This is a genomic window from Roseateles sp. (assembly GCF_047654785.1).
Lineage (GTDB): Bacteria > Pseudomonadota > Gammaproteobacteria > Burkholderiales > Burkholderiaceae_C > Pelomonas.
On record NZ_JASGKQ010000001.1, the window covers coordinates 285,144 to 309,636 of the forward strand.

16 protein-coding genes, 2 tRNA genes and 3 rRNA genes are annotated in these 24,493 nt (G+C 67.7%); 14 read left to right on the forward strand and 7 right to left on the reverse strand.

From position 1 onward, the window contains the following. Window positions 1–39 precede the first annotated feature (39 nt). The 3 genes from QM788_RS01385 to QM788_RS01395 are packed head-to-tail and all read left to right on the forward strand — an operon-like array spanning window position 40 to window position 1,220. A complete protein-coding gene (locus QM788_RS01385) occupies window positions 40–537 on the forward strand; it encodes a hypothetical protein (protein ID WP_415659691.1) in 498 nt (165 codons plus the stop codon). 9 nt (window positions 538–546) lie between these two features. Further along, window positions 547–954, forward strand: a complete 408-nt coding sequence (locus QM788_RS01390; protein WP_415659692.1) for a PTS sugar transporter subunit IIA — start codon at window positions 547–549, stop codon at window positions 952–954. Then, entirely contained in the window at window positions 951–1,220 is a 270-nt protein-coding gene (locus QM788_RS01395) for an HPr family phosphocarrier protein (RefSeq protein ID WP_415659693.1), read from the forward strand. The genes QM788_RS01390 and QM788_RS01395 overlap by 4 nt, the downstream gene beginning before the upstream one ends. Before the next feature lie 6 nt (window positions 1,221–1,226). Here the strand turns inward: QM788_RS01395 and QM788_RS01400 are convergent, their stop codons facing one another. After that, window positions 1,227–2,036: a GNAT family N-acetyltransferase gene (locus tag QM788_RS01400; protein ID WP_415659694.1), complete on the reverse strand. Its 810-nt coding sequence runs from the start codon at window positions 2,034–2,036 to the stop codon at window positions 1,227–1,229. Window positions 2,037–2,151: 115 nt separating this feature from the next. On the opposite strand from QM788_RS01400, the gene ptsP reads away from it, so the two are divergent. The 9 genes from ptsP to QM788_RS01445 all read left to right on the forward strand — a co-directional run bounded on the left by ptsP (window position 2,152) and on the right by QM788_RS01445 (window position 13,974). Continuing rightward, window positions 2,152–3,933, forward strand: coding sequence for a phosphoenolpyruvate--protein phosphotransferase (gene ptsP / locus QM788_RS01405; RefSeq protein WP_415659695.1), 1,782 nt, complete (start codon window positions 2,152–2,154; stop codon window positions 3,931–3,933). 637 nt (window positions 3,934–4,570) lie between these two features. Then, window positions 4,571–6,094: ribosomal RNA gene (locus QM788_RS01410) — 16S ribosomal RNA — on the forward strand. 191 nt (window positions 6,095–6,285) lie between these two features. Beyond that, window positions 6,286–6,362 (forward strand) — tRNA-Ile (locus tag QM788_RS01415). Between the two features lie 23 nt (window positions 6,363–6,385). Continuing rightward, window positions 6,386–6,461: transfer RNA gene (locus tag QM788_RS01420), tRNA-Ala, on the forward strand. 314 nt (window positions 6,462–6,775) lie between these two features. After that, window positions 6,776–9,650: ribosomal RNA gene (locus tag QM788_RS01425) — 23S ribosomal RNA — on the forward strand. A gap of 182 nt (window positions 9,651–9,832) precedes the next feature. Beyond that, window positions 9,833–9,945, forward strand: a 5S ribosomal RNA gene (gene rrf / locus QM788_RS01430). The 16S, 23S and 5S rRNA genes sit together here with 2 tRNA genes alongside, the layout of an rRNA operon. A gap of 453 nt (window positions 9,946–10,398) precedes the next feature. Further along, entirely contained in the window at window positions 10,399–11,109 is a 711-nt protein-coding gene (gene aqpZ / locus QM788_RS01435; RefSeq protein ID WP_415659696.1) for an aquaporin Z, read from the forward strand. Window positions 11,110–11,275: 166 nt separating this feature from the next. Next, window positions 11,276–12,229, forward strand: a complete 954-nt coding sequence (locus QM788_RS01440; protein WP_415659697.1) for an amino acid ABC transporter substrate-binding protein — start codon at window positions 11,276–11,278, stop codon at window positions 12,227–12,229. Continuing rightward, window positions 12,226–13,974 (forward strand): diguanylate cyclase domain-containing protein, encoded by a 1,749-nt coding sequence (locus tag QM788_RS01445; protein ID WP_415659698.1) that lies wholly within the window; start codon window positions 12,226–12,228, stop codon window positions 13,972–13,974. The genes QM788_RS01440 and QM788_RS01445 overlap by 4 nt, the downstream gene beginning before the upstream one ends. A gap of 28 nt (window positions 13,975–14,002) precedes the next feature. Here the strand turns inward: QM788_RS01445 and QM788_RS01450 are convergent, their stop codons facing one another. The 4 genes from QM788_RS01450 to QM788_RS01465 form a co-directional block, all read right to left on the reverse strand. After that, window positions 14,003–16,933, reverse strand: a complete 2,931-nt coding sequence (locus QM788_RS01450; protein ID WP_415659699.1) for an EAL domain-containing protein — start codon at window positions 16,931–16,933, stop codon at window positions 14,003–14,005. A 171-nt stretch (window positions 16,934–17,104) separates the two neighbouring features. After that, on the reverse strand, window positions 17,105–18,085 hold the full coding sequence (locus QM788_RS01455) for a 4-hydroxyproline epimerase (RefSeq protein WP_415659700.1): 981 nt from the start codon (window positions 18,083–18,085) through the stop codon (window positions 17,105–17,107). Then, window positions 18,082–18,996, reverse strand: a complete 915-nt coding sequence (locus QM788_RS01460) for a dihydrodipicolinate synthase family protein (protein WP_415659701.1) — start codon at window positions 18,994–18,996, stop codon at window positions 18,082–18,084. Before QM788_RS01460 ends, QM788_RS01455 begins: the two co-directional genes overlap by 4 nt. Window positions 18,997–19,055: 59 nt before the next feature. Further along, the gene (locus tag QM788_RS01465) at window positions 19,056–20,816 is read right to left on the reverse strand and encodes a methyl-accepting chemotaxis protein (protein ID WP_415659702.1); all 1,761 of its coding nucleotides are present in this window, start codon (window positions 20,814–20,816) and stop codon (window positions 19,056–19,058) included. A 143-nt stretch (window positions 20,817–20,959) separates the two neighbouring features. Here QM788_RS01465 and QM788_RS01470 point away from each other — a divergent pair, with 143 nt between their 5' ends. Continuing rightward, a complete protein-coding gene (locus QM788_RS01470) occupies window positions 20,960–21,541 on the forward strand; it encodes a hypothetical protein (protein ID WP_415659703.1) in 582 nt (193 codons plus the stop codon). Between the two features lie 46 nt (window positions 21,542–21,587). Then, window positions 21,588–22,079 (forward strand): hypothetical protein, encoded by a 492-nt coding sequence (locus QM788_RS01475; RefSeq protein WP_415659704.1) that lies wholly within the window; start codon window positions 21,588–21,590, stop codon window positions 22,077–22,079. Here QM788_RS01475 and QM788_RS01480 read toward each other — a convergent pair whose 3' ends face one another. After that, window positions 22,080–23,594: a malonate--CoA ligase gene (locus tag QM788_RS01480; protein ID WP_415659705.1), complete on the reverse strand. Its 1,515-nt coding sequence runs from the start codon at window positions 23,592–23,594 to the stop codon at window positions 22,080–22,082. A gap of 206 nt (window positions 23,595–23,800) precedes the next feature. Then, a complete protein-coding gene (locus tag QM788_RS01485) occupies window positions 23,801–24,313 on the reverse strand; it encodes a response regulator (RefSeq protein WP_415659706.1) in 513 nt (170 codons plus the stop codon). Between the last annotated feature and the right edge of the window lie 180 nt (window positions 24,314–24,493).

The window sequence follows — 24,493 nt, forward strand, 5'->3', positions numbered from 1 at the left end:
CCGTCGATGCGCCGCAGCCCTTTCGCCGGATTGGCCCTGATGACCTGTTTGACGGGCGGCCTGCTGGCCGCCTGCCAGCCCGCGCTGAACTGGCGCGAAGCCCGGCCGGAGGGGGCGGGCGCCGCGGCGCTGTTCCCCTGCAAGCCCGAGGTGGCGCAGCGGCCGGCCCAGGCCGGGCAGGGCGTGATGGGCCTGGCGCAGTGCGAGGCGGCGGGGCGGCGCTTCGCGCTGTCCTGGGCCGACGTGCCCGATGCCAGCCAGGCGGGCGCGGCGCTGCAGGCGATGTCGCGGTCGCTGGCCGGCAAACTGGGCCAGCCGCTGCCGGCCGGCCAGCCGCTGCAGGTGCCGGGCATGACGCCGCTGCCCGAGGCCGTGCAGCACCGCCTGGGCGGCCGCGGCATGGCGCGCCTGGCCGTGTTTGCGCACGGCGGGCGCGTCTACCAGGCGCTGCTGACCGGCGAGGCGGACGATCCGGCCGCGTGGGAGGCCTTCCTCGGCGGCCTGCGCGTCGGCAGCGCGGCCGGGGCCGCCCGCTAACATGCCGGCATGGCCCGCCTGCTCGTCATTGCCCACGCCCCGCTCGCGTCCGCGCTCCGGGAGGTGGCCCAGCACACCTTCCCGGACTGCGCGCCCACGCTGACGGTGCTGGACGTGACGCCCGACATGGGCGCCGACGACGTCGAGGCGGCCGCCCGCGCGCTGGTCGCGGCCGACCCGGCGTCCGACTGGCTGGTGCTGACCGACGTGTTCGGCGCCACGCCGTGCAACGCCGCCCAGCGCCTGGCGGGCGAGACGGTGCAGGTGCTCAGCGGCGTCAGCGTACCCATGCTGTGGCGCACGCTCTGCTACGCCGGCCAGCAGCCGCTGGCCGAACTGGCCCGCCGCGCCGCCCAGGGCGCCTCCACCGGCATCGTCGCCACGCCTCCCCTGCCTGCCTCGCCTCCCGCCGCATGATCAAGTCCACCCTCACCATCAGCAACAAGCTCGGCCTCCACGCGCGCGCCTCCGCCAAGCTGACCAAGCTGGCCGGCAGCTTCAAGTGCGAGGTCTACATGAGCCGCAACGGACGGCGCGTGAACGCCAAGAGCATCATGGGCGTCATGATGCTGGCCGCCGGGCTGGGCGCCACGGTCGAGCTGGAGACGGACGGCGACGACGAGCAGGCCGCGCAGGACCAGATCACCGCCCTCGTCAACGACAAGTTCGGCGAAGGCCAGTGAGGCGGCTCAACCGGCGGCCAGGCGGCGGAAACGCGCCGGCAGGTGCGCCGTGCGCAGCAGCAGCGGCAGGTCGGCGGTGTTGAAGTCCGGGTCCCACGCGGGTTCGCCCATCAGCCGGGCGCCGCAGCGCAGGTAGCCGCGGATCAGCGCGGGCGGCTCGACCCGCAGGTCCTGGCGCAGGTGTTCGATGGGCAGCGGCAGGCGCGGGCGGACCCGGCAGTCGATGGGCGCCAGGTGGCTGGCGGCGATCTGCTTCCACAGGCTGGCCGCGACGTGGCCGCCGTCGCGCATGCTGACGCTGGCGCAGCCGATGACGGTGTCCAGCCCGTTGCGGGCCATGAAGTCCGCCAGCGCGCCCCACAGCGCCAGGATCGCGCCGCCGCTGCGGTGGTCGGCATGCACGCAGGAGCGGCCGATCTCGGCGATGCGGTGGCGCATGCCGCGCAGCCGGGTCAGGTCGAATTCGGTGTCGCTGTAGAAGCCGCCGGCCCGCCGGGCGGCCGCCGGGGTCAGCACGCGGTAGGTGCCGACGACGGGGCCGGGCTCGCCGTCCTCGCCGGCCACGCGCACCAGCAGGTGCTCGCAGTGGGCGTCGAACAGGTCCACGTCCAGGCCGGTCGGCCCGCCCTTGGGGCGGGCCAGCCGCGCGCCCATTTCGACGGCGAAGACCTGGTGGCGCAGCGCCTGTGCCTCGCGCACCTCGGCTTCGCTGCGCGCCCAGGCGACGCTGAGCTGCGGGGAGGCGGGCGCGCGCACCGGGCGCTGCAGCAGCGGGGCATGCGACAGCGCATGCGGGACGATGAGGCTGGTGTTCATGCCCGGCATGCTGGGCCACTGGTTTGACGCGCCCGTGAAGCCGCGGTGAAAGGCCCGTGACGGGCGGCCCGCCGGCACGCGCTACATTGGCCGCTCGATCTGCGGAGTGCGAGCGATGAGCTTTCAGGTGTTCGGCATTGCGGTGTCCCGCGGCGTGGCCATCGGCCGCGCGGTGCTGGTCGCGTCCAGCCGGGTGGACGTGGCCCACTATTTCGTCACCCCCGACGAGGTGCAGCCCGAGATCGACCGCCTGCTGCGCGGGCGCGACGCCGTCGTGCACGAGCTGGCCACGCTGAAGGAGGAACTACCCGACGACGCCCCGCACGAGCTGGCCGCGCTGCTGGACGTCCACCTGATGCTGCTGCACGACGAGGCGCTGACCGGCAGCGCCAGCCAGTGGATCGTCAACCGCCACTACAACGCTGAATGGGCGCTGTCTGCGCAGCTGGAGGTGCTGGCGCGCCAGTTCGACGAGATGGAGGACGACTACCTGCGCGAGCGCAAGGCGGACCTGGAGCAGGTCGTCGAGCGCGTGCTGCGGGCGCTGGCCCAGGCGCAAGGCGACGCGCCCGCGCCGGTCACGCCGCGCGATTTCGGCGGCGAGGACCCGCTGCTGCTGGTGGCCGCCGACATCGCGCCGGCCGACATGATCCAGTTCAAGCGCAGCGTGTTCCGCGGCTTCATCACCGACATCGGCGGCAAGACCTCGCACACGGCCATCGTCGCCCGCAGCATGGACATCCCGGCCGTGGTTGGCACCCGCGAGGCATCGCGCCTCATCATGCAGGACGACTGGGTCATCATCGACGGCGACGCCGGCACGGTGATCGTCAACCCCTCGCCCATCGTGCTGGAGGAATACCGCTTCCGCCAGCGCCAGAGCGAGCTGGAGCGCGCGCGGCTGGCCCGGCTGCGCCACACGCCGGCCGTCACGCTGGACGGCGAGCAGGTCGAACTGCACGCCAACATCGAGATGCCGGCGGACGCCGAAGCGGCCGTGGCCGCTGGCGCCACCGGCGTGGGCCTGTTCCGCAGCGAGTTCCTGTTCATGAACCGCGACGGCGAACTGCCCAGCGAAGACGAGCAGTTCGCCGCCTACAAGGCCGCCGTCGAGGCGATGCGGGGCATGCCGGTGACGATACGCACCGTGGACGTGGGCGCCGACAAGCCGCTGGACCGGCTCACCGTCAACGAGCTGCGCCATGAGCATGTGCTGAACCCGGCCATGGGCCTGCGCGCCATCCGCTGGAGCCTGGCCGAGCCCAGCATGTTCCGCCAGCAGCTGCGTGCCATCTACCGCGCCAGCGCATTCGGCAAGGTGCGGCTGCTGATTCCGATGGTCGCCCACCTCGGCGAAGTGCGGCAGATCATCGAGGCGGTGAAGAAGGTGCAGCAGCAGCTCACCGATGCTGGCCATGCCTATACCCGCGTGGAGCTGGGCGTCATGATCGAAATCCCCGCGGCGGCCGTCATGCTGCCGCTGCTGCTGCGCCACGTGGACTTCGTCTCCATCGGCACCAACGACCTGATCCAGTACACGCTGGCCATCGACCGCGCCGACGAGGCCGTGGCCCACCTGTACGACCCGTGGCACCCGGCGGTGCTGCAGCTGATCGCGCAGTCCATCGCCCACGCGCGGGCGGCGGGCAAGGGCGTCAGCGTCTGCGGCGAGATGGCCGGCGACCCCGAGTTCACCGAGCTGCTGCTGGCCATGGGCCTGCGCAGCTTCTCCATGCACCCGTCGCAGATCCCTGCCGTCAAACAGCGCGTGCTGCGCGCCGACACGCAGAGGCTGTCCAGCGCGCTGCCGCGCGTGCTCGACAGCGACGACCCCAAGGCGGTTGCCGGGGAGGAGCTGGCGAGTGCCCGGTCGGCGCGGGCGGTCCCAATGCACTAGGGGCGCGGCCGCGAGCGCTTGCTGGGTCGGGAGTGGGAAGAGGCGCAGCAGAGGCGGTTTCTGAATTTTTCCTGGACTGCTTGCGTGCTTTGGATTTTCTGCGCTATAGTCGTGGGCTTCGCTGATCGCAGCGCCTAGCCGGAGACGGCGGTGATGGGATGGCGGGGAGGGCTGCAAGGCCTGGGCGAGCTTGAGAGGGCTGGCGAGTGCGAAAGGGTTCTGAAGAATTTTTTCGAAAAGCACTTGACGGTGCTGCGAAAGCGGATCAAAATCTCGCCTCTTTGCTGCTGACGGATGGTTCGACGAGTTGAGCTGTTCGAAGGTGGTGAAGGAAGCAAGTTGCTGAGTATTGCGAAAAGAAATTTTCAAAAATGCTTGACGACGCTGCAAAAAGCAGATTAGAATCTCGCTTCTTTGCTGCTGACAACAAAACGCTGTCAGCGACGCAAAACGAAGGGTCAAGGCTCTGAGGTTTGCGATGTTCTTTAAGAATTCACAGCCGATAAGCGTGGGCGTTTGAGGCGAAGTGATGTTGTCAGGTGACTGATGACGGTCCTTCGGACTTTAAACGCTCACGGAAAGAGAATGAAGCTATGCAAATAGTCTTTGTTCGATTCCGTTGAGTAAATTCAAGATCGAACTGTAGAGTTTGATCCTGGCTCAGATTGAACGCTGGCGGCATGCCTTACACATGCAAGTCGAACGGTAACAGGTTAAGCTGACGAGTGGCGAACGGGTGAGTAATGTATCGGAACGTGCCCAGTCGTGGGGGATAACTGCTCGAAAGAGCAGCTAATACCGCATACGACCTGAGGGTGAAAGCGGGGGATCGCAAGACCTCGCGCGATTGGAGCGGCCGATATCAGATTAGGTAGTTGGTGGGGTAAAGGCCTACCAAGCCTGCGATCTGTAGCTGGTCTGAGAGGACGACCAGCCACACTGGGACTGAGACACGGCCCAGACTCCTACGGGAGGCAGCAGTGGGGAATTTTGGACAATGGACGCAAGTCTGATCCAGCCATGCCGCGTGCGGGAAGAAGGCCTTCGGGTTGTAAACCGCTTTTGTCAGGGAAGAAAAGGTTCTGGTTAATACCTGGGACTCATGACGGTACCTGAAGAATAAGCACCGGCTAACTACGTGCCAGCAGCCGCGGTAATACGTAGGGTGCAAGCGTTAATCGGAATTACTGGGCGTAAAGCGTGCGCAGGCGGTTATGCAAGACAGATGTGAAATCCCCGGGCTCAACCTGGGAACTGCATTTGTGACTGCATAGCTAGAGTGCGGCAGAGGGGGATGGAATTCCGCGTGTAGCAGTGAAATGCGTAGATATGCGGAGGAACACCGATGGCGAAGGCAATCCCCTGGGCCTGCACTGACGCTCATGCACGAAAGCGTGGGGAGCAAACAGGATTAGATACCCTGGTAGTCCACGCCCTAAACGATGTCAACTGGTTGTTGGGAGGGTTTCTTCTCAGTAACGTAGCTAACGCGTGAAGTTGACCGCCTGGGGAGTACGGCCGCAAGGTTGAAACTCAAAGGAATTGACGGGGACCCGCACAAGCGGTGGATGATGTGGTTTAATTCGATGCAACGCGAAAAACCTTACCTACCCTTGACATGTCTGGAATCCTGAAGAGATTTGGGAGTGCTCGAAAGAGAGCCAGAACACAGGTGCTGCATGGCCGTCGTCAGCTCGTGTCGTGAGATGTTGGGTTAAGTCCCGCAACGAGCGCAACCCTTGTCATTAGTTGCTACGAAAGGGCACTCTAATGAGACTGCCGGTGACAAACCGGAGGAAGGTGGGGATGACGTCAGGTCATCATGGCCCTTATGGGTAGGGCTACACACGTCATACAATGGCCGGGACAGAGGGCTGCCAACCCGCGAGGGGGAGCTAATCCCAGAAACCCGGTCGTAGTCCGGATCGTAGTCTGCAACTCGACTGCGTGAAGTCGGAATCGCTAGTAATCGCGGATCAGCTTGCCGCGGTGAATACGTTCCCGGGTCTTGTACACACCGCCCGTCACACCATGGGAGCGGGTTCTGCCAGAAGTAGTTAGCCTAACCGCAAGGAGGGCGATTACCACGGCAGGGTTCGTGACTGGGGTGAAGTCGTAACAAGGTAGCCGTATCGGAAGGTGCGGCTGGATCACCTCCTTTCTAGATAGATCGCGCCTCGTGTGTTCTCAGGAGCATGCAGAGCAAGATCGACCAAGAGCGAAAGCTCAAGCACTTCGTTTTAAGCGCCCACACTTATCGGCTGTATACAACAGTGAGTGAAATCGCGTGAGCCTGTGGAGCTGGCCTCGACAGCCTGGCGATGATGCAGAGCGACGCAACAAGTTTCGCGTGGGTCTGTAGCTCAGTCGGTTAGAGCACCGTCTTGATAAGGCGGGGGTCGCTGGTTCGAATCCAGCCAGACCCACCACGAAAAGACAGAGAAGTCTGTACGGGGGATTAGCTCAGCTGGGAGAGCACCTGCTTTGCAAGCAGGGGGTCGTCGGTTCGATCCCGTCATCCTCCACCAGTTCACTCATTCAGTTGGTAAACCTTAGCGAATTATGATGTTCGCTGAGGTTTACCAGCTCTTGATCGAAAGATCGGCTGTTGTTCTTTAACAATTTGTAGAGTCGAATCAGCGTCGTTGGCGGAAAGCACCGAATGGTGCACCGTGCCGCCAGCGACATTTTGATTGCGTCAAACATAGACTTCAACTGAGCAAGAAATTGTTTAGATGAAGAACGGCGTAACGCGTGAATACTCAAAAAGCGGTCGGACTGGAGAAATCTGGTTGGATCGTGTCCTTGATCGACGGTGCAGTCAGCGCTGTCAAAGTTATAGGGTCAAGTGACTAAGTGCATGTGGTGGATGCCTTGGCGATTACAGGCGACGAAGGACGTGATAGCCTGCGATAAGCTTCGGGGAGCTGGCAAATTAGCTTTGATCCGGAGATTTCCGAATGGGGAAACCCGACCGTAAGGTCATCGCATGCTGAATACATAGGCATGCGAGGCGAACCGGGTGAACTGAAACATCTCAGTAGCTCGAGGAAAAGACATCAACCGAGATTCCGAAAGTAGTGGCGAGCGAAATCGGAGTAGCCCTCGCGTTTTAGCAGTTTGCATATCAGAACGGAATGGAAAGTCCGGCCACAGCGGGTGATAGCCCCGTATGAGAAATGTAGATTGTGGAACTAGGCGCGAATAGAGTAGGGCGGGACACGTGAAATCCTGTCTGAATATGGGGGGACCATCCTCCAAGGCTAAATACTCGTAATCGACCGATAGTGAACAAGTACCGTGAGGGAAAGGCGAAAAGAACCCCGGGAGGGGAGTGAAATAGATCCTGAAACCGCATGCATACAAAAAGTAGGAGCCCGCAAGGGTGACTGCGTACCTTTTGTATAATGGGTCAGCGACTTACATTCAGTGGCGAGGTTAACCGAATAGGGAAGCCGTAGAGAAATCGAGTCCGAATAGGGCGAATAGTCGCTGGGTGTAGACCCGAAACCAAGTGATCTATCCATGGCCAGGATGAAGGTACCGTAACAGGTGCTGGAGGTCCGAACCGACTAGTGTTGCAAAACTAGCGGATGAGCTGTGGATAGGGGTGAAAGGCTAAACAAACTTGGAAATAGCTGGTTCTCTCCGAAAACTATTTAGGTAGTGCCTCAAGTATTACCTGCGGGGGTAGAGCACTGTTTAGGCTAGGGGGTCATGGCGACTTACCAAACCTTGGCAAACTCCGAATACCGCAGAGTACAGCTTGGGAGACAGAGCACCGGGTGCTAACGTCCGGACTCAAGAGGGAAACAACCCAGACCGCCAGCTAAGGTCCCTAAAATTGGCTAAGTGGGAAACGAAGTGGGAAGGCTAAAACAGTCAGGATGTTGGCTTAGAAGCAGCCATCATTTAAAGAAAGCGTAATAGCTCACTGATCGAGTCGTCCTGCGCGGAAGATGTAACGGGGCTAAGCCAGTTACCGAAGCTGCGGATGCATAGCAATATGCGTGGTAGGAGAGCGTTCTGTAAGCCTGTGAAGGTGGGTTGTGAAGCCTGCTGGAGGTATCAGAAGTGCGAATGCTGACATGAGTAGCGTTAAAGGGGGTGAAAAGCCCCCTCGCCGAAAGCGCAAGGTTTCCTACGCAACGTTCATCGGCGTAGGGTGAGTCGGCCCCTAAGGCGAGGCAGAGATGCGTAGCTGATGGGAAACAGGTCAATATTCCTGTACCGATTGCAAGTGCGATGTGGGGACGGAGAAGGTTAGCTCAGCCGGGTGTTGGATGTCCCGGTTCAAGCGTGTAGTCGTGCTCTTTAGGCAAATCCGGAGAGCTTAGATGAGGCGTGATAACGAGGAGGCTTGCCTCCGAAGTGAGTGATACCCTGCTTCCAGGAAAAGCCACTAAGCTTCAGCTTGCAACGACCGTACCGCAAACCGACACTGGTGCGCGAGATGAGTATTCTAAGGCGCTTGAGAGAACTCTGGAGAAGGAACTCGGCAAATTGACACCGTAACTTCGGAAGAAGGTGTGCCTTTAGTAGGTGAACCATTTACTTGGGGAGCCCAATGAGGCCGCAGAGAATCGGTGGCTGCAACTGTTTATTAAAAACACAGCACTCTGCAAAGACGAAAGTCGACGTATAGGGTGTGACTCCTGCCCGGTGCTGGAAGATTAAATGATGGGGTGCAAGCTCTTGACTGAAGTCCCAGTAAACGGCGGCCGTAACTATAACGGTCCTAAGGTAGCGAAATTCCTTGTCGGGTAAGTTCCGACCTGCACGAATGGAGTAATGATGGCCACACTGTCTCCTCCAGAGACTCAGCGAAGTTGAAATGTTTGTGATGATGCAATCTCCCCGCGGAAAGACGGAAAGACCCCATGAACCTTTACTGTAGCTTTACATTGGACTTTGAACAGATCTGTGTAGGATAGGTGGGAGGCTTTGAAACCAGGACGCTAGTTTTGGTGGAGCCGACGTTGAAATACCACCCTGGTGTGTTTGAGGTTCTAACCTTGGCCCGTTATCCGGGTTGGGGACAGTGTATGGTGGGCAGTTTGACTGGGGCGGTCTCCTCCCAAAGTGTAACGGAGGAGTTCGAAGGTACGCTAGTTACGGTCGGAAATCGTGACGATAGTGCATTGGCATAAGCGTGCTTGACTGCGAGACTGACAAGTCGAGCAGGTACGAAAGTAGGACAAAGTGATCCGGTGGTTCTGTATGGAAGGGCCATCGCTCAACGGATAAAAGGTACTCTGGGGATAACAGGCTGATACCGCCCAAGAGTTCATATCGACGGCGGTGTTTGGCACCTCGATGTCGGCTCATCTCATCCTGGGGCTGTAGCCGGTCCCAAGGGTATGGCTGTTCGCCATTTAAAGAGGTACGTGAGCTGGGTTTAAAACGTCGTGAGACAGTTTGGTCCCTATCTTCCGTGGGCGCTGCAAGATTGAGAGAGCCTGCTCCTAGTACGAGAGGACCGGAGTGGACGCACCTCTGGTGTATCGGTTGTCACGCCAGTGGCATTGCCGAGTAGCTAAGTGCGGAAGAGATAACCGCTGAAAGCATCTAAGCGGGAAACTCGTCTCAAGATGAGTCTTGCCGGGGCCTTGAGCCCCCTGAAGGGTCGTTCGAGACCAGGACGTTGATAGGCTGGGTGTGGAAGCGCAGTAATGCGTTAAGCTAACCAGTACTAATTGCCCGTGAGGCTTGACCCTATAACTTTGAGAGTCTGTGCTCAGCACGTCTCGAGGTGAGGATTCAAGTTATGTCGTTCTTCAGAAGTCTGGAGACGCAATCAAAATACTGATTTCGCAGCAAATGATTGCTGTGTGCAGATGAACTCTGCTGACTCTACGAATTGGGTTTGTTGACCTTGTCAACAAGCCAACCCGTCAAGCCTGACGACCATAGCGACTTGGTCCCACTCCTTCCCATCCCGAACAGGACAGTGAAACGAGTCAGCGCCGATGATAGTGCGGATTCCCGTGTGAAAGTAGGTCATCGTCAGGCTATTTATTGAAGCCAGCCCCCGTCATCGAAAGATGGCGGGGGTTTTGCTTTTGCGGGAACGGAAATCCTCGGCCTGCCAACACTTCCTGGGCAACGAAAACCGCAATGAAAAAACCCGCCTGGGCGGGTTCTTATTTGGTTTGCGATCGCTGGGGCAGGCGTTTTAGGTGCTGCTGGGCTCCGGCGTCGACGCGTGAGACGGCGTCCGCCGCCAACCCCCGCGCGCCCCCCCCTCATTTCGAGGCGCAGCAAGCCCGGGCCGAGGCGGGAGAATGGCGGCCGGCTCGGCGCCGGCCCCTGAACCGACGGCCCGATGAGGCGCCGATTCTTTTTCACGTCAACGGAGAAGCACATGTCAACCATCGTCCATCGCGCGCGCCCCATGGGGTGCGCGCTGCCTATCGTGTCCGGCGCAGCCCGGGCTCCCCGGGTGCAGTTCACGCAGGAGGCATGATGAAAGCGCTGTTCGCTGAATTCTTCGGGACGTTCTGGCTGGTGCTCGGCGGTTGCGGCAGTGCGGTGCTGGCGGCGGCGTTCCCGCAGCTGGGGATCGGCCTGCACGGCGTGTCCCTGGCCTTTGGCCTGACGGTGCTCACGATGGCCTATGCGCTCGGCCCGGTGTCCGGGGGGCACTTCAACCCCGCCGTCACGGCGGGCCTGTGCGTGGCGGGCCGCTTCCCGGCGGCGCGCGTGGCGCCGTATGTGGTCGCTCAGGTGATCGGCGCCATCGTCGCCGGTGCCGTGCTGGCGCTGATCGCCAATGGCAAGCCTGGCTTCGACCTGGTGGCCAGCGGCTTTGCGACCAACGGCTACGGCGAGCGCTCGCCGGGCGGCTATGGCCTGGTGTCGGCGGCCGTCACGGAAGTGGTGCTGACGGCGGGCTTCCTGATCGTCATCCTCGGTGCCACCGCGTCCAAGGCCGTGGGCTCCATGGCGCCGGTGGCCATCGGCCTGGCGCTGACGCTGATCCACCTGATCAGCATTCCGGTGACCAACACCTCCGTGAACCCCGCCCGCAGCACCGGCGTGGCGCTGTTCGTGGGCGGCGGCGCGGTGGAGCAGCTGTGGTTGTTCTGGGTGGCGCCGGTGGCCGGCGCGGTCATGGCCGCGCTGGTGGCGCGCTGGCTGTTTGCCGACGACGCCCAGGCTGCCCGCGGTCGCTGACCGCCAGGCACGGCCGACCCGGGGCCCCGCGCCCGGGTCTTCTCCCGTTCACTGCAGGCTGTTTCCCGCGGCATGCCGGGCAGGTTCTGAAAGCTGCCCGCCCGCTGCTATCTTTCGCGCCGGGCGGAACACCCGGTCCGCCCGCAGCTGCCAACGGGAAGCCTCCATGCCACGTCCCCAGATCGACCCGGCCCTGCGGCTCCATCCGGCCCGGCGCATCGCCGCCATCGTCGCGGCGAACCGGGTGCGCCTGTTCCGCGGCGCGGCCGCCGTGCTGGCCTTCGTCGTGCTGGCGGGCCGTCCCGCCGCCGCGGCCACCTTCGTGATGCAGAACGAGCCCCACCTGGCCCATGCGCGGGCGCTGGTGCGGGCCGCGCTGAAGGCCAGCGGCATGCAGGCGGACTTCGTCGATGCGCCGCTGGGCAACGAGCGCCGCAACCTGCACCAGATCAGCACCGGCCAGACCCATGTGGACCTGATGCCCGCCACCCCGGCGCGGCTGCAACTGGTGCGCGAGGGCCGGCTGCGCATGATCCCGGTGCCGCTGGACCTGGGGCTGCTGGGCTACCGCATCAACCTGCTGCTGGCCTCGCAGCACGACAAGCTCGCCCACGTGAGGACCGCCGCCGACCTGGCGAACTTCACCATCGGGCAGGGCGTCGGCTGGATGGACGTGGACATCTACCGCGCCGCCGGCATCGCCACCAAGGAGATCAAGCGCTGGAGTGGCGGCGAGTTCGCCGAGCAGATGGAGGCCGGCTTCCTGGACCTGTTCCCGCTCGGCATGGAAGAGACGCTGACCTATTTCCTGCCGCATTTCCGCAAGCGCTACCCGCAGCTCGCGGTGGACACCCACGTGCTGGTGCGCTATCCGTGGTTCCGCTTCGTCTGGGTCGCGCCGGGGCCCGAGACCGATGCGCTCTACGCGGCGCTGCAGCGCGGGTTCGACCGCATCGTCGCGGACGGCAGCTTCATGCAGGTGTGGCGCCGCCACCGCACGCCGCCGTCCGACGGCCTCCTGGCCGGGCGCAGGATCATCGACATCACCAACCCCTTCTACGGCTACGACCTGGTGCCCGCGCGCTACCAGCACCTGCTGCTGCTGCGGAGGCCGCGGTGACGCCGCGCCGGCCCGCCGCCCCGGCCGTGCGGCCCGAGCTGCGCACCACGCTGCGCGCGCAGTTCGTGCGCCACCTGCTGCCGCTGATGTTCCTTGCCTTCGTGCTGGCGGCGGTGGTCACGGCCGCCGTCGTCTTCCAGCGCGAGCGCGCGCAGCAGTTGGCGCAGCGCCAGGCCACGCTGGACGGCTATGCCCATGCGCTGTCCAAGCCGCTGTGGGACTGCGACGCGGCGACGGTGCGCGGCATCGTCGACACGCTGATCCAGGTGCCCACCGTCGCCTCGGCCCGGGTACACGACGTCTGCGGCGGCAACCTGGTGGAGGCCGGACACCCGCCACCCGCCGGGCGCGGCGGCGACCTGGGCCAGGCGCCGGTGGACTACCGCGACGAGCAGGGCCGGCATTTCAAGGTCGGGCAGCTCGACATCCAGTTCAAGCCGTTGTCGACCACCGGCGCCGCCATCGACGCCTTCCTGCCGCAGCTGGCCATCTTCGGCGTCATGCTGGGCGCCATGCTGGCGGGCGCGTCCGCCGTGTTCCGCCGCACCATCGGCGGCCGGCTGGCGAAATTCCGGCTCGCCATCCTGGCGCACCGCTCCGTGCAGCAGAACGAGGCGCTGCTGGGCCAGCGCGCGTCGCGCCGCCACGACGAGCTGACCGACGTGTTGCTGGCCTATGACGAGCTGATGCGCGAGCTGGACGCCCGGTTCGCCCGGCAGGCCACGCTGGCGCAGTGCGCGCGGGCGCTGCTGTCCTCGTCGACGGCCGGCCCCCGGCCGCTGGCCGGCGTGCTCGCCGACGTGCTCAAGACCCTGGACGCGGACCGCGCCTACCTGGCCGAGAACGTCGCGCCCGCGGGCGCCATGCCCGCGGCGGCCATCACGACGCTGGCGGGTGCCGACCTGCCCGACGACGCCCGGCACGCCCAGCCCTACGGCCCCGGCCTGCAGCGCTGGCAGGCCTGCTTCGAGGAGCGCACCGGCGTCATCGGCCGCGTGCCGGACCTGCCCGAGCCCGAGCGCCAGGCCCTGGCGGCACAGGGCGTGCGCAGCTTCGCGGCGCTGCCGGTGTGGGGCCACAGCCAGTGGCATGGCTACCTGTGCGTGCAGGACCTGCGGACGGGGCGCGACTGGTCGGAGAGCGAGAGCATCTTCCTGCGCACCGTGGCCGACATGGTCGGCGCCTTCCTCGAAGACCAGCAGCATGCGCAGGAGCTGGCCCGCGCCGTGCAGCGGCTGCGGGACAGCGAGGTCGAGCTCAAGCGCCTGGCGCGCGAGGACGCGCTGACCGGCCTGGCCAACCGCGTGGCGCTGGAGGAACAGCTGCCGCGCGCCGTGCGCCGGGCGTTGCGCGACGGCCGCCAGGGCTTCGTGCTGCTGCTGGACCTGGACGGCTTCAAGCCCATCAACGACACCCACGGCCACGCAGCCGGCGACTTCGTGCTGAAGACCGTGGCGAGCCGGCTCAGCGCCGCCGTGCGCAACACCGACCTGGTCGCGCGGCTGGGCGGCGACGAGTTCGTCGTCGTCATCGAAGGGCAGGGCACCGCCGCGGACCTGCCCGGGCTGCTCGCCAAGCTGCGCGAGGCGATCGAGGCGCCCATCGCCTGCGAGGGCGTGGTGCTGCGCGTGTCGGCCAGCATCGGCGTGGCCTGCTTTCCGGAGCACGGCACCGACAGCGCGCCGCTGCTGGCGCACGCGGACGGCGACATGTACGACGGCAAGCGGGAGCGGCAGGGCCGCTGAGCAGCCCCCCCCGAACGGGCGAGCCTGCTCAGCGGCCCGACGTGACGGCCTCCCGGGCCGGCAGCTGCGGCAGCGCCTCCAGGCCGGCCGGCACGGGCGACGGCCGGCCGAAGAAAAAGCCCTGGAAGGCATTGCAGCCGTGGTTGCGCAGGAACTCGAACTGCTCGTCCGTCTCCACGCCCTCGGCCACCACCTGCAGCGCCATGGTGTTGGCCAGCGACAGGATGGTCCGCGCGATGGCGGCGTCGCTGGTGTCCAGCGTCACGTCGTCGACGAAGGAGCGGTCGATCTTCAGCTGGTCCAGCGGCAGCTGGCGCAGGTAGCTGAACGATGAATAGCCGGTGCCGAAGTCGTCCATCGAGAAGCGCACGCCCAGCGCGCGCAGGGCCTCCATCTTCTCGATGGTCTGCTGCAGGTCCACGTGGAACATGCTCTCGGTCAGCTCCAGGCGCAGTAGCCGCGGGTTGGCGTCGGCGTCCTGGATGGCCTGCATGACCTTGGCGACGAAGTCGTGGTCCTTGAACTGCCGCGCGCTGACGTTGACGGCCAGCGTCCACCGCGAGGCCACCGGATGGGTGCTCCAGGCCTTCAGCTGCGCGCAGGCCGCCTCCAGCACCCACTGGCCGATCTCGAAGATCAGCCCGGTCTGCTCCGCGGCCTGGATGAAGTCGCCCGGCGGCACCATGCCGCGGCTCGGGTGGCGCCAGCGGATCAGCGCCTCGTGGCCGATCACCGCCGTGTCGCGGTCGACGATGGGCTGGAAGTACAGCAGGAACTCGCCGTTGGGCAGCGCGTCGCGCAGGTCGGCCAGCAGGCTGGCGCGGGCCAGCACCTCGGCCTCCAGCGGCGGGTCGAAGACGCTGATGCGGTTGCGCCCCTGCGCCTTGGCGCGGTAGAGCGCCATGTCGGCGCGTTTGAGCAGGTCGTTGTGCCGCGCGGCCGCGTCGTTGAAGACGACGATGCCGATGCTGGACGAGGTGTTGATGGTCACCTCGTCGAAGTGGTAGGGCAGGCCCAGCGTGCCGCGCGCCTTCTCGGCGATGCCGGTGACCTGCGCCAGCGCGTCGTCTTCGTTCTGGCTGAGGTCGTTCAGGATGACGACGAACTCGTCGCCGCCCACGCGCGCGACCGTGTCGATCTGGCGCACGCAGCGGCCCAGGCGCACGGCCACCTGGCGCAGCAGGTCGTCGCCGCGGTCATGGCCCAGCGTGTCGTTGACTTCCTTGAAGTTGTCCAGGTCCAGCAGCAGCAGCGCCGCGTGGTGGCCCGTCTGCTCGCAGCCGCGCTCGGCCGCCCGCAGCCGCTCGACCATCATGCGGCGGTTGGGCAGCTCGGTCAGCGCGTCGTAGAAGGCCATGCGCTCGACGCTCTGCTCGGCCAGCTTGCGCCGGGTGATGTCGGCCCGGATGGCGATGTACTGTACCGGCCGGCCGTCCTCGCCGACGAAGGGCACGATGGTCGTGTACACCCAGTACAGCGAGCCGTCCTTGGCGCGGTTGCAGATCTCGCCGTTCCAGACCTCGCCGGCGGAGATGGTCCGCCACAGGTTCTGGAAGAACGCCGGCGGGTGGTGGCCGGAGTTGATGATGCGGTGCGTGGCGCCCACCAGCTCCTCGCGCTCGTACTGCGAGATCGCGCAGAACTTGTCGTTCACCCGCGTGATCACGCCGCGCGCGTCGGTGAAGGCGACGATGGCGTGCGCGTCCAGCGCCGCGCGCAGCTCGCCCACCTCGGTCAGCGACGCAACCAGTTGCTGCTGCACGCGCTCCCGCTCGGTGCGGTCGAACACCATCGCCAGGATGCCCAGCACGCCTTCTTCGTCGGCGGCGCGGATCGGCGTGACGACGGCGCTCTTGTGCCGCGTCTCGCCGCCGCGGCTGCGCGCCACGAAATCCACCTCGGCGTGGTCGCCGTCCAGCGCGCGGTACATCGCGCCGTTCATCGGCTCCAGCCATTCGGCGGGCAGCATCTCGCTGTGCTGCAGGCCAATGACGTGCTGCGCCGGCTGCCCCAGCGTCTCGCCGAACGACGGGTTGGCCAGGCGGCAGCGCAGCTGCGTGTCGAACTGCGCCGCGGCGGCCGGCACGCTGGCGAACATCGCGCCGAGCTGGGCCTGCTGCTCGCGGTTGACCTGCTCGGACAGCGCCAGCTGCCGGTACGGCGCCTCCACGCAATAGGCGAAGGTGGCGCGGTAGATGAAGCCGTAGGACACCAGCTTGCACAGGTGGCCCAGCGCCGCCAGCTGGCCCTCGGGCGACGGGCCGCCCGCGAAGGCGACCTGGCCCACGCCGATGAAGAAGCCGCTGGCCGACAGCAGCGCCAGCCGCTCGTCGCCGGCCGCGATGGCGCGGCGCCACAGCAGCACCGCGAGCACGAAGCCGGCGGCGGCCAGCGCCTGGTCGATGTAACCCGTCAGCGCGGTGGCGCCCACGCCCGGCACGTACAGCCGCGGCAGCAGCCCGCCCTCGAACTCGGCGAGCAGGTACAGCGCGGCGATGGTCAGGCCGGCGAGCGCCAGCCAGGCGGCCTGCCGGAACGGCAGGCGCAGGCCCCAGGCCAGCGCGACGAGGGTGCCCAGCTCGGCGACGCGGCCGCAGAACCAGAAGAAGATCGCCAGCTGCATGCCCGGCGTCGAGAACAGCGGCGGCATGCCCTCGAAGCTGAAGGCGTGCAGGAAATCCAGGCCCATGACCACGCCGAACCCGTACAGCAGGATCTTCGTGAACGAGGTGTTGCTGCGGTCCAGGCTGTGCCAGGCGGTGGCCGTCACCAGCGCCGCGACCGTGACCGCGAGCAGCTCCAGCGCCAGGTGCATCACCGCCAGCTGGTCGCTGCGCGAGAAGACGTGGACCGCTTCGTGGGGCAGGTGGTTGGCCAGCGCCAGCACCACCACCGTCAGCGCGCAGATCACCGCGATCCGGCGGAACGCGGCCTCGAGCTTGCCGTCGTTGGCCGCCATCAGCCGGCCCTTCCTGGGCTGCGCGCCGGCTGCGGGACGCGGGGAAAGCCATCGACTGCGGGCACGGCGGGAGCGGGGTTCAACGGCTTGTTCAAACGGAGAGGCCTGCCGGAGGGCAGGCAGCTTATCGAGCGCGGGAGACTATACAAATCGGAACGGAATTGACAGGTTCTAAATGGCCGGAAACCGGGGATTTTCGCCATCCCGGGGCGGCAGCGGCAGGCCCCAGCCGAACGGGTCCGCCGGGTCGATCAGCAGCGTGGCCTCGGCGCTGATGAAGGCCTGGCCGCGGATCGTCGGGACGATGCGGCCGGCTCCGGCCTCGTCGTACCAGCCCTCGAACACGCTGCCGATGACGCTGGCCTGGCGCCACACCGCCCCCGGCGCGAGCTCGCCGCGCGCGGCCAGGCAGGCCAGCTTGGCGCTGGTGCCGGTGCCGCAGGGCGAGCGGTCGTACTGGCGGCCGGGGCACAGCACGAAGCTGCGCGAGTCGGCCAGCGCGGGGTCGGCGTCGGCGAACAGCTCGATGTGGTCGATGGCCGCGCCGTCCGCGCCGCGGTGGCCCTGGGCGTGCAGCGCCTCGCCCAGCATCGCGGCGTAGTCGGTCAGCGCGCCGACGCGCCCGGGCGTGATCGCCTGGCCGTGGTCGGCGCACAGGAAGAACCAGTTGCCGCCCCAGGCGATGTCGCCGGTGACCGTCTGGCCGGTCGGCAGCGTGACCGCCACGCCGGCCGCCAGCCGCCAGGCCGGCACGTTGCGCACGCTGACCCGGCCGTCGCCGTGCAGCGTGGCGCGCACGGCGCCCACCGGCGTCTCGATGACGTGCTCGCCCGGCGCGATCCGGCCCAGGTGCGCCAGCGTGGCGACCAGGCCGATGCTGCCGTGGCCGCACATGCCCAGGTAGTCGGCGTTGTTGAAGAAGATGACGCCGGCCGTGTGCGCCGGGTCGGCCGGCGCGCACAGCAGCGCGCCCACCAGCACCTCACTGCCGCGCGGCTCCAGCAGCGTCGCGCGGCGCCAGCGGTCGTGCTCGCGGGCCAGCCGCTCGCGGCGCTCGGCCATGGGGCCGGTGCCGAGGTCGGGGAAGCCGGCGACGACCACGCGCGTGGGCTCGCCGCCGGTGTGGGAGTCGATGACCTGGATGCGCTTCATGCGACGGAGCAGCAATTTTCGGGCCGCGTCGCCAGCGCCTGCGCCACCAGCGCCTGGACGCGCTCGCGCTCGGCGCCCACCAGCGGCAGCCGCGGGCGGCGCATGTGCTCGCTGCCCACGCCGACCAGCGCGTCGATGAGCTTGAGGTTCTGCACCAGCTTGGTGGACACGTCCAGGTGCAGCAGCGGCGTCATCCAGCGGTAGATCGCGCGCGCCTCGTGCCAGCGGCCGGCCTGCATCAGCTCGAACAGCGCCACCGTCTCGCGCGGGAAGGCGCAGCCCACGCCGGCCAGCAGCCCGTCGCAGCCCAGCGCCAGGCCCTCGAAGGCGAGGTCGTCCACGCCCATGAAGAGCTGGTAGCGGTCGCCCAGCAGGTTGCGCAGGTCGGTGATGCGGGTCACGTCGCCGCTGCTTTCCTTGATGGCGGCGATGTGCTCGCAGTCCGCCAGCTCGGCGAAGTGCTCCGGCCTGAGGTCCACCCGGTAGGCCACCGGGTTGTTGTAGACCATCAGCGGCCGCTGCGCGGCGGCGGCGAAGGCGCGCACATTGGCCATGGCCTCGCGCGCGTCGGCCACGTAGATGACCGAGGGCATGACCATGTAGCCGGCCACGCCCAGCGCGTTGCCGCCCTCGATGAAGCGCAGCGCCTCGCGCGTGCTGGTCTCGGACACGGTGGCCAGCACCGGCACGCGGTCCGCGGCGGCGTCCAGCGCGCAGCGCGCCACGGCCAGCTTCTCGTCCAGCGTCAGCGTGCTGGCCTCGCCCAGCGAGCCGCAGCAGACGACGCCGTGGATGCCGTTGCGGACCTGGAAGTCGATGTGCCGCGCGGTGCCGGCGAAGTCCAGGCTCTCGTCGGCGTGGAACTTGGTGGTGACGGCGGGGAAGACGCCGCGCCAGGGAGAGGTCTGCATCGCGGTGGGGCTCCGGTGATCAGGGAGCCCCATGTTCGCTCAACCGGAAACGCCGGGGATCAGAAGCTGGTCCAGTCGCCGTCGTCCGCGGTGGTGGCCAGCGCCGGCGCCGGGGCGGGCGCGGCCTTGGCCACCGTGGGCGCGGGCGCCGGGCGGGCGCCGGGGCGCGGCGCGGCGGGCGTGGCGGCGGCCTTGGGCTGGGCCGGCGCGGCCGCCTTGGGCTGCGGCTGCTGCGGGCGCTTGGCCGCCGCCTTCGCGGCCGGCGCGGCCACCGCGTCGAGCTTGAAGGCCGACACCGTCTCGGCGAGCTGGCCGGCCTGCACGCGCAGGCTCTCGGCCGCAGCGGCGCTTTCCTCCACGAGGGCGGCGTTCTGCTGCGTCACCTGGTCCAGCTGGCTGACCGCATCGCCGATCTGGCCGATGCCCTTGCCCTGCTCCACGCTGGCGGCGCTGATCTCGCTGATCAGGTCGGCCACGCGCTGCACCTGGCCGACGACCTCGCCCATCGTGCGGCCGGCCTCGCCCACCAGCGAGTTGCCGGCTTCGACGCGCTCGACGCTGGCGCCGATCAGCGTCTTGATCTCGCGCGCCGCCTCGGCCGCGCGGCCGGCCAGCGAACGCACCTCGCCGGCCACCACCGCGAAGCCGCGGCCCTGCTCGCCGGCCCGCGCCGCTTCCACGGCCGCGTTCAACGCCAGGATGTTGGTCTGGAAGGCGATGCCGTCGATGGTGCCGATGATCTCGGCGATCTTCTTGGAGCTGTCGGTGATCTGGGCCATGGTGTCCACCACCTGGCCCATCACCTGGCCGCCGCTCTCGGCCACGCGCGCGGCGTTGCCGGCGAGCTGGGCCGCCTGGCGGGCGGTGTCGGTGTTGTGGTTGACGGTGGCGCTGAGCTGCTCCATGGACGCGGCCGTCTGCTGCAGGTTGCTGGCCTGCTCCTCGGTGCGCTGGCTCAGGTCGGCATTGCCCTGCGCGATCTGGCCGCTGGCCGTGGCCACGCTGTCGGCGTTGCCGCGCACCGTGCCGACGATGCCCACCAGCGAGTCGTTCATGCGCTGCAGCGCGTTGAGCAGTTGGCCGGCCTCGTCCTTGCGCGCGGTGCTCAGGTGCAGGCGCAGGTCGCCCGTGGCCACCGTCTCGGCCGCCTGCACGGCCTGCTGGATGGGCGCGACCACCGAGCGCGTGATCAGCCAGGCCAGCGCGGCGCCGATCGCGGCGGCGAGCGCCGCCGCGACGACGACGGCGATGGCGGCGAAGTCGACCAGCTTGTCGGTGCCCGCCGCCGCGTCCTTCATCAGCTCCTTCTGGTAGGCGGTCAGCGCGTCCAGCGAGCGGCCCAGGCGCTCCTGCGCCTGGCGCATGTCGCCGTTCATCATTTCGCGGGCGCCGTCCTTGTCGCCTGCGCGGTTCTGCGTGACCACGCGATCGACGAAGCCGACGTAGGCCGTCCGGGCCCCCTCGGTTTCCTGCAGCAGCTGCTGGCCCTTGTCGGCCTTGATGGTGTCGTCGAGCCGCTTGAGCAGCTCGATGTTGCGGCTGCGCCGCTCGGCGATGAACTCTTCCTCGCGCTTCACGGCGCCCTCGTCCGTCGCCAGCAGGATGTTGCGGGCCGCCATGGAGGTGGTGTTGACGTTGTCCTTGAACTGGCCGAGCTGCTCGACCTTGACCATGCGGTCGTCCACCATCAGGTCCAGCTCGTCGTTGATCTGGGTGAGGGCGTTGCGGGCATAGCCGGCCAGCAGCACGGTGAAGGCGATGGAGACGGCGAAGGCAAGGGCCAGCCGCTGGCCGATGCGCATATCGGTGAGGAATTTCAAGTGGTTTCTCCTTGGCATTGGCAGAAATGGCGGGGGGCGGGGTAGTCTGGCATCCTGGCGGCGGCATCGCGCATGGCCGGGCGGCCGCATTGCGCTGCCGCGAGCCATCGCCGTGACTTTGTGCCGCACCCTTGGAAACCCGCATGAGCACGAACAGCAACACTCCCTTCGGCGACCGCGTGCTGGCCCTGGTGGCCGAGCCGCCGCAGGCCGGCGTCGCGCGCAGCCCGCGCCCCGCAGACGCCGCAGCGCGCGCCATCGAGGCCGCATCCGCCAAGGCCGCGCTGGCCGCCGGGGCGCTGGCGCTGCCGCCCGGCCCGCTGGGCTGGGCCACCATCGCGCCGGAGATGCTGGCCGTCTGGCGCATCCAGCGCCAGCTGGTGGCCGACATCGCCGCGCTGTACGGCCGCAGCGCCCAGCTGGGGCCGGCGCAGATGATGTGGTGTTTGTTCCGCCACACGGCCGCGCAGGCGCTGCGCGACCTGGGCGTGCGCGTGGGTGAGCGCGTCATCGTGCGCCCGGCCACGCAGTTGCTGCTGCAGCGCGCGGCGGGCGCGGTGGGCGTGCAGTTGGGCAAGCAGGCGGCCGGCCGGGCGCTGTCGCGCTGGGTGCCGCTGGCCGGCGCGGCCGGCGTGGGCGCTTACGCCTGGTGGGACACCCGGCAGGTGGGCCGCGCGGCGCTGCAGCTGTTCGAGCAGGAGCAGGTCATCGACAACCCGGTGTGAGCGCCGGTGCCGGGCGAGGGCGCGGGTTCTGACACACTCCGGGCCCATGCCCCTGCCCGCCATCCTCGACATCGAAGCCTCCGGATTCGGCCCGGGCAGCTACCCCATCGAAGTGGGCTTCGTGGCCCCGGACGGCGCGCTGTTCTGCGCGCTGGTGCGCCCCGAGCCCGACTGGCTGCATTGGGACGCCGCCGCCGAGGCGCTGCACGGCATCAGCCGCGAGCTGCTGCTGCGCCACGGCCGCCCGGCGCGCTGGCTGGCCGAGCAGATCAACCAGCGCCTGGCCGGCCAGACCGTCTACTGCGACGGCTGGGGCCAGGACTACCCGTGGCTGGCGCGGCTGTACGACGCGGCCGGGCTGTCGCCCGCCTTCCGGCTCGACGACCTGCGCCGGCTGCTCAGCGAGCCCGAGGCGCGGCGCTGGGGCGGCGTGACCGAGGCCGTGCGCGCCCGCCAGCAGATTGGCCGCCACCGCGCCAGCAGCGACGCGCGCGTGCTGCAGCTGGCGCTGGGCGAGATCAAGCGCTGCGCGGCCTGATCAGCCCGGCGCGAACAGCGCCGCGTGCCGCTCGCGCAGCAGCTGCTTCTGCACCTTGCCCATCGCGTTGCGCGGCAGCTCGGGTGCGACGATGACGCGCTTGGGGCATTTGAAGCCGGCGATGCGGGCCTTCGTCGCCTCGATCAGGGCCTCGGGGTCGGGTGCTGCGGCGCCCGCGCGCGGCGTGACGACGGCGACGACGGCCTCGCCGAAGTCCGGGTGCGGCACGCCGATGACGGCCGACTCGCCCACGCCCGGCAGCTCGTTCAGCACCGCCTCCACCTCGGCCGGGTAGACGTTGAAGCCGCCGCTGATGACGAGATCCTTGCTGCGGCCGACCAGCGTCAGGTAGCCGTTCGCGCCGAGGCGGCCGACGTCGCCGGTGTCGAACCAGCCGTCGGCGGTGAAGGCCTCGGCCGTCTTCTGCGGCAGCTGCCAGTAGCCGCCGAACACGCTGGGGCCGCGCACCTGCACGTGGCCGGGCTCGTCCACCGCGCAGGGCGTGCCGTCGTCGCGCACGATGCGCAGGCCGACGCCCGGCAGCGCCGGGCCGACGGTGCCGGCGAGGCGTTCGCCGTCCTCGGGCCGGCAGGGGTTGGAGCTCAGCATCAGCGTCTCGCTCATGCCGTAGCGCTCCAGGATGGCGTGGCCGGTGCGCGCCTGCCAGTCGCGCCAGGTCTCGATCAGCAGCGGCGCCGAGCCGCTGACGAACAGGCGCATGCGGCGCGCGTCCAGGGCCTTTTCCTGCAGCAGCCGCACATACATGGTCGGCACGCCCATGAAGACCGTGGCCTCGGGCAGCCGGGCGGCCACGGCCGGCGCGTCGAACCTGTTGAACCACAGCATGAGGCTGCCGTTCAGCAGCGCGCCGTGCGAGGCGACGAACAGGCCGTGCACGTGGAAGATCGGCAGCGCGTGCAGCAGCACGTCGTCGGGCTGCCAATCCCAAAAGTCTTTCAGCGTTTCGGCGTTCGACAGCAGGTTGCCGTGGCTCAGCATCGCGCCCTTGGCAAGCCCGGTCGTGCCGCTGGTGTAGAGGATGGCGGCGAGGTCGCCGGCCTCGCGCGCGGCGGGCTGCTGCACGTCGCCCATCTGCAGCGCGCGGTCCAGCAGCGTGCCGCTGCGGTCGTCGTTCAGCGTGAACACCCAGCGCACGCCGTGCTGGAAGGCCAGCTTGCTCGCCCAGCCGAAGTTGCGCCCGGCGCACACCAGCACGCCGGGCGCCGCGTCGGTGATGAAGTGCGCCAGCTCGCCGGCCTGGTAGGCGGGGTTCAGCGGCAGGTAGACGAGGCCGGCGCGCAGCACCGCGAGGTAGAGCATCAGGCCCTCGACGCTCTTGTCGGCATGCACGGCGACGCGGCTGCCTGGGGCCAGGTCCAGCCGGCCCAGCCAGTTGGCCAGCATCGCGCTGCCGCGCTCCAGGTCGCGCCAGCTGTAGCGCTCGCCGCCGCTGTCGATGGCGGTCGCGTCGAGGTCGGCCGGGAAGCCGGCGCGCAGGGCGGTGTAGAGGTTCATGCGCGGGACTTTAGGGTCAGACCGCGACGACGCCGAACTCGTCGATGAGGTGGTCGAGCGCCGGGTTCAGGCAGCCTCGGCGCCATCGCCTGGGGTGTCAGGCCCCAGTGCCGGGCCAGCGTCCTGGCGGGCACGATTTCGCCGGACGCGACCCAGGCCACCTTGGCCGCCTCGCCCCTGGCGGTGGCGGGCGCGGCCGTGGCGGCTCAGCTCGGCTCGGGCAGCTTGAGCCAGCGCTGCAGCCGGGTACGCAGCGCGACGAAGTCCAGCGGCTTGGTCAGGTGCTCGTCCATGCCGGCATCCAGGCTGGCGGCGACGTCGGCGTCCAGCGCATGCGCGGTCAGCGCGAGGATGGGGAAGCTGGGCAACTGGCCGTCGCGCTGCAGCGCGCGCAGGCGGCGGGCGCATTCCAGGCCGTCCATGCCGGGCATCTGGATGTCCATCAGCACCAGGTCGGGCGGGGTGGCGGTGCAGGCGGCCAGCGCTTCCAGGCCGTTCCGGGCGAGGCGGGCCTGCACGCCCATCAGCGCCAGGAACTCCAGCGCGACGACCTGGTTGATGTGGTTGTCCTCCACCAGCAGCACCTGGCGCGGGCGGATGGTGGGCGACAGGTCCGACGGGCCGGGCTGCGGCGCGTGCGCGTCGCCCTGGCCGGCCGGGGCATTCAGCCAGGCCGGGTGCAGTGGCGCGTCAACGACGGGCTGTCTGGAGTGGTCCATCCCATGTCCTCGAATGATCTTGTTGTATGCCCCGCGAGGCAGCGGCGATTGTTGCCGCTGCCCCGGCCGGACGCAACCGCCAGCCCCGCGTTTGCGGTGCGGGCCGCTGCCGCCGCCGGCGCGGGGCGGGCGTGCTGACAAGTCCGGGCGGCGGCGCTTCCTACACTGCTGGCCTTCGCA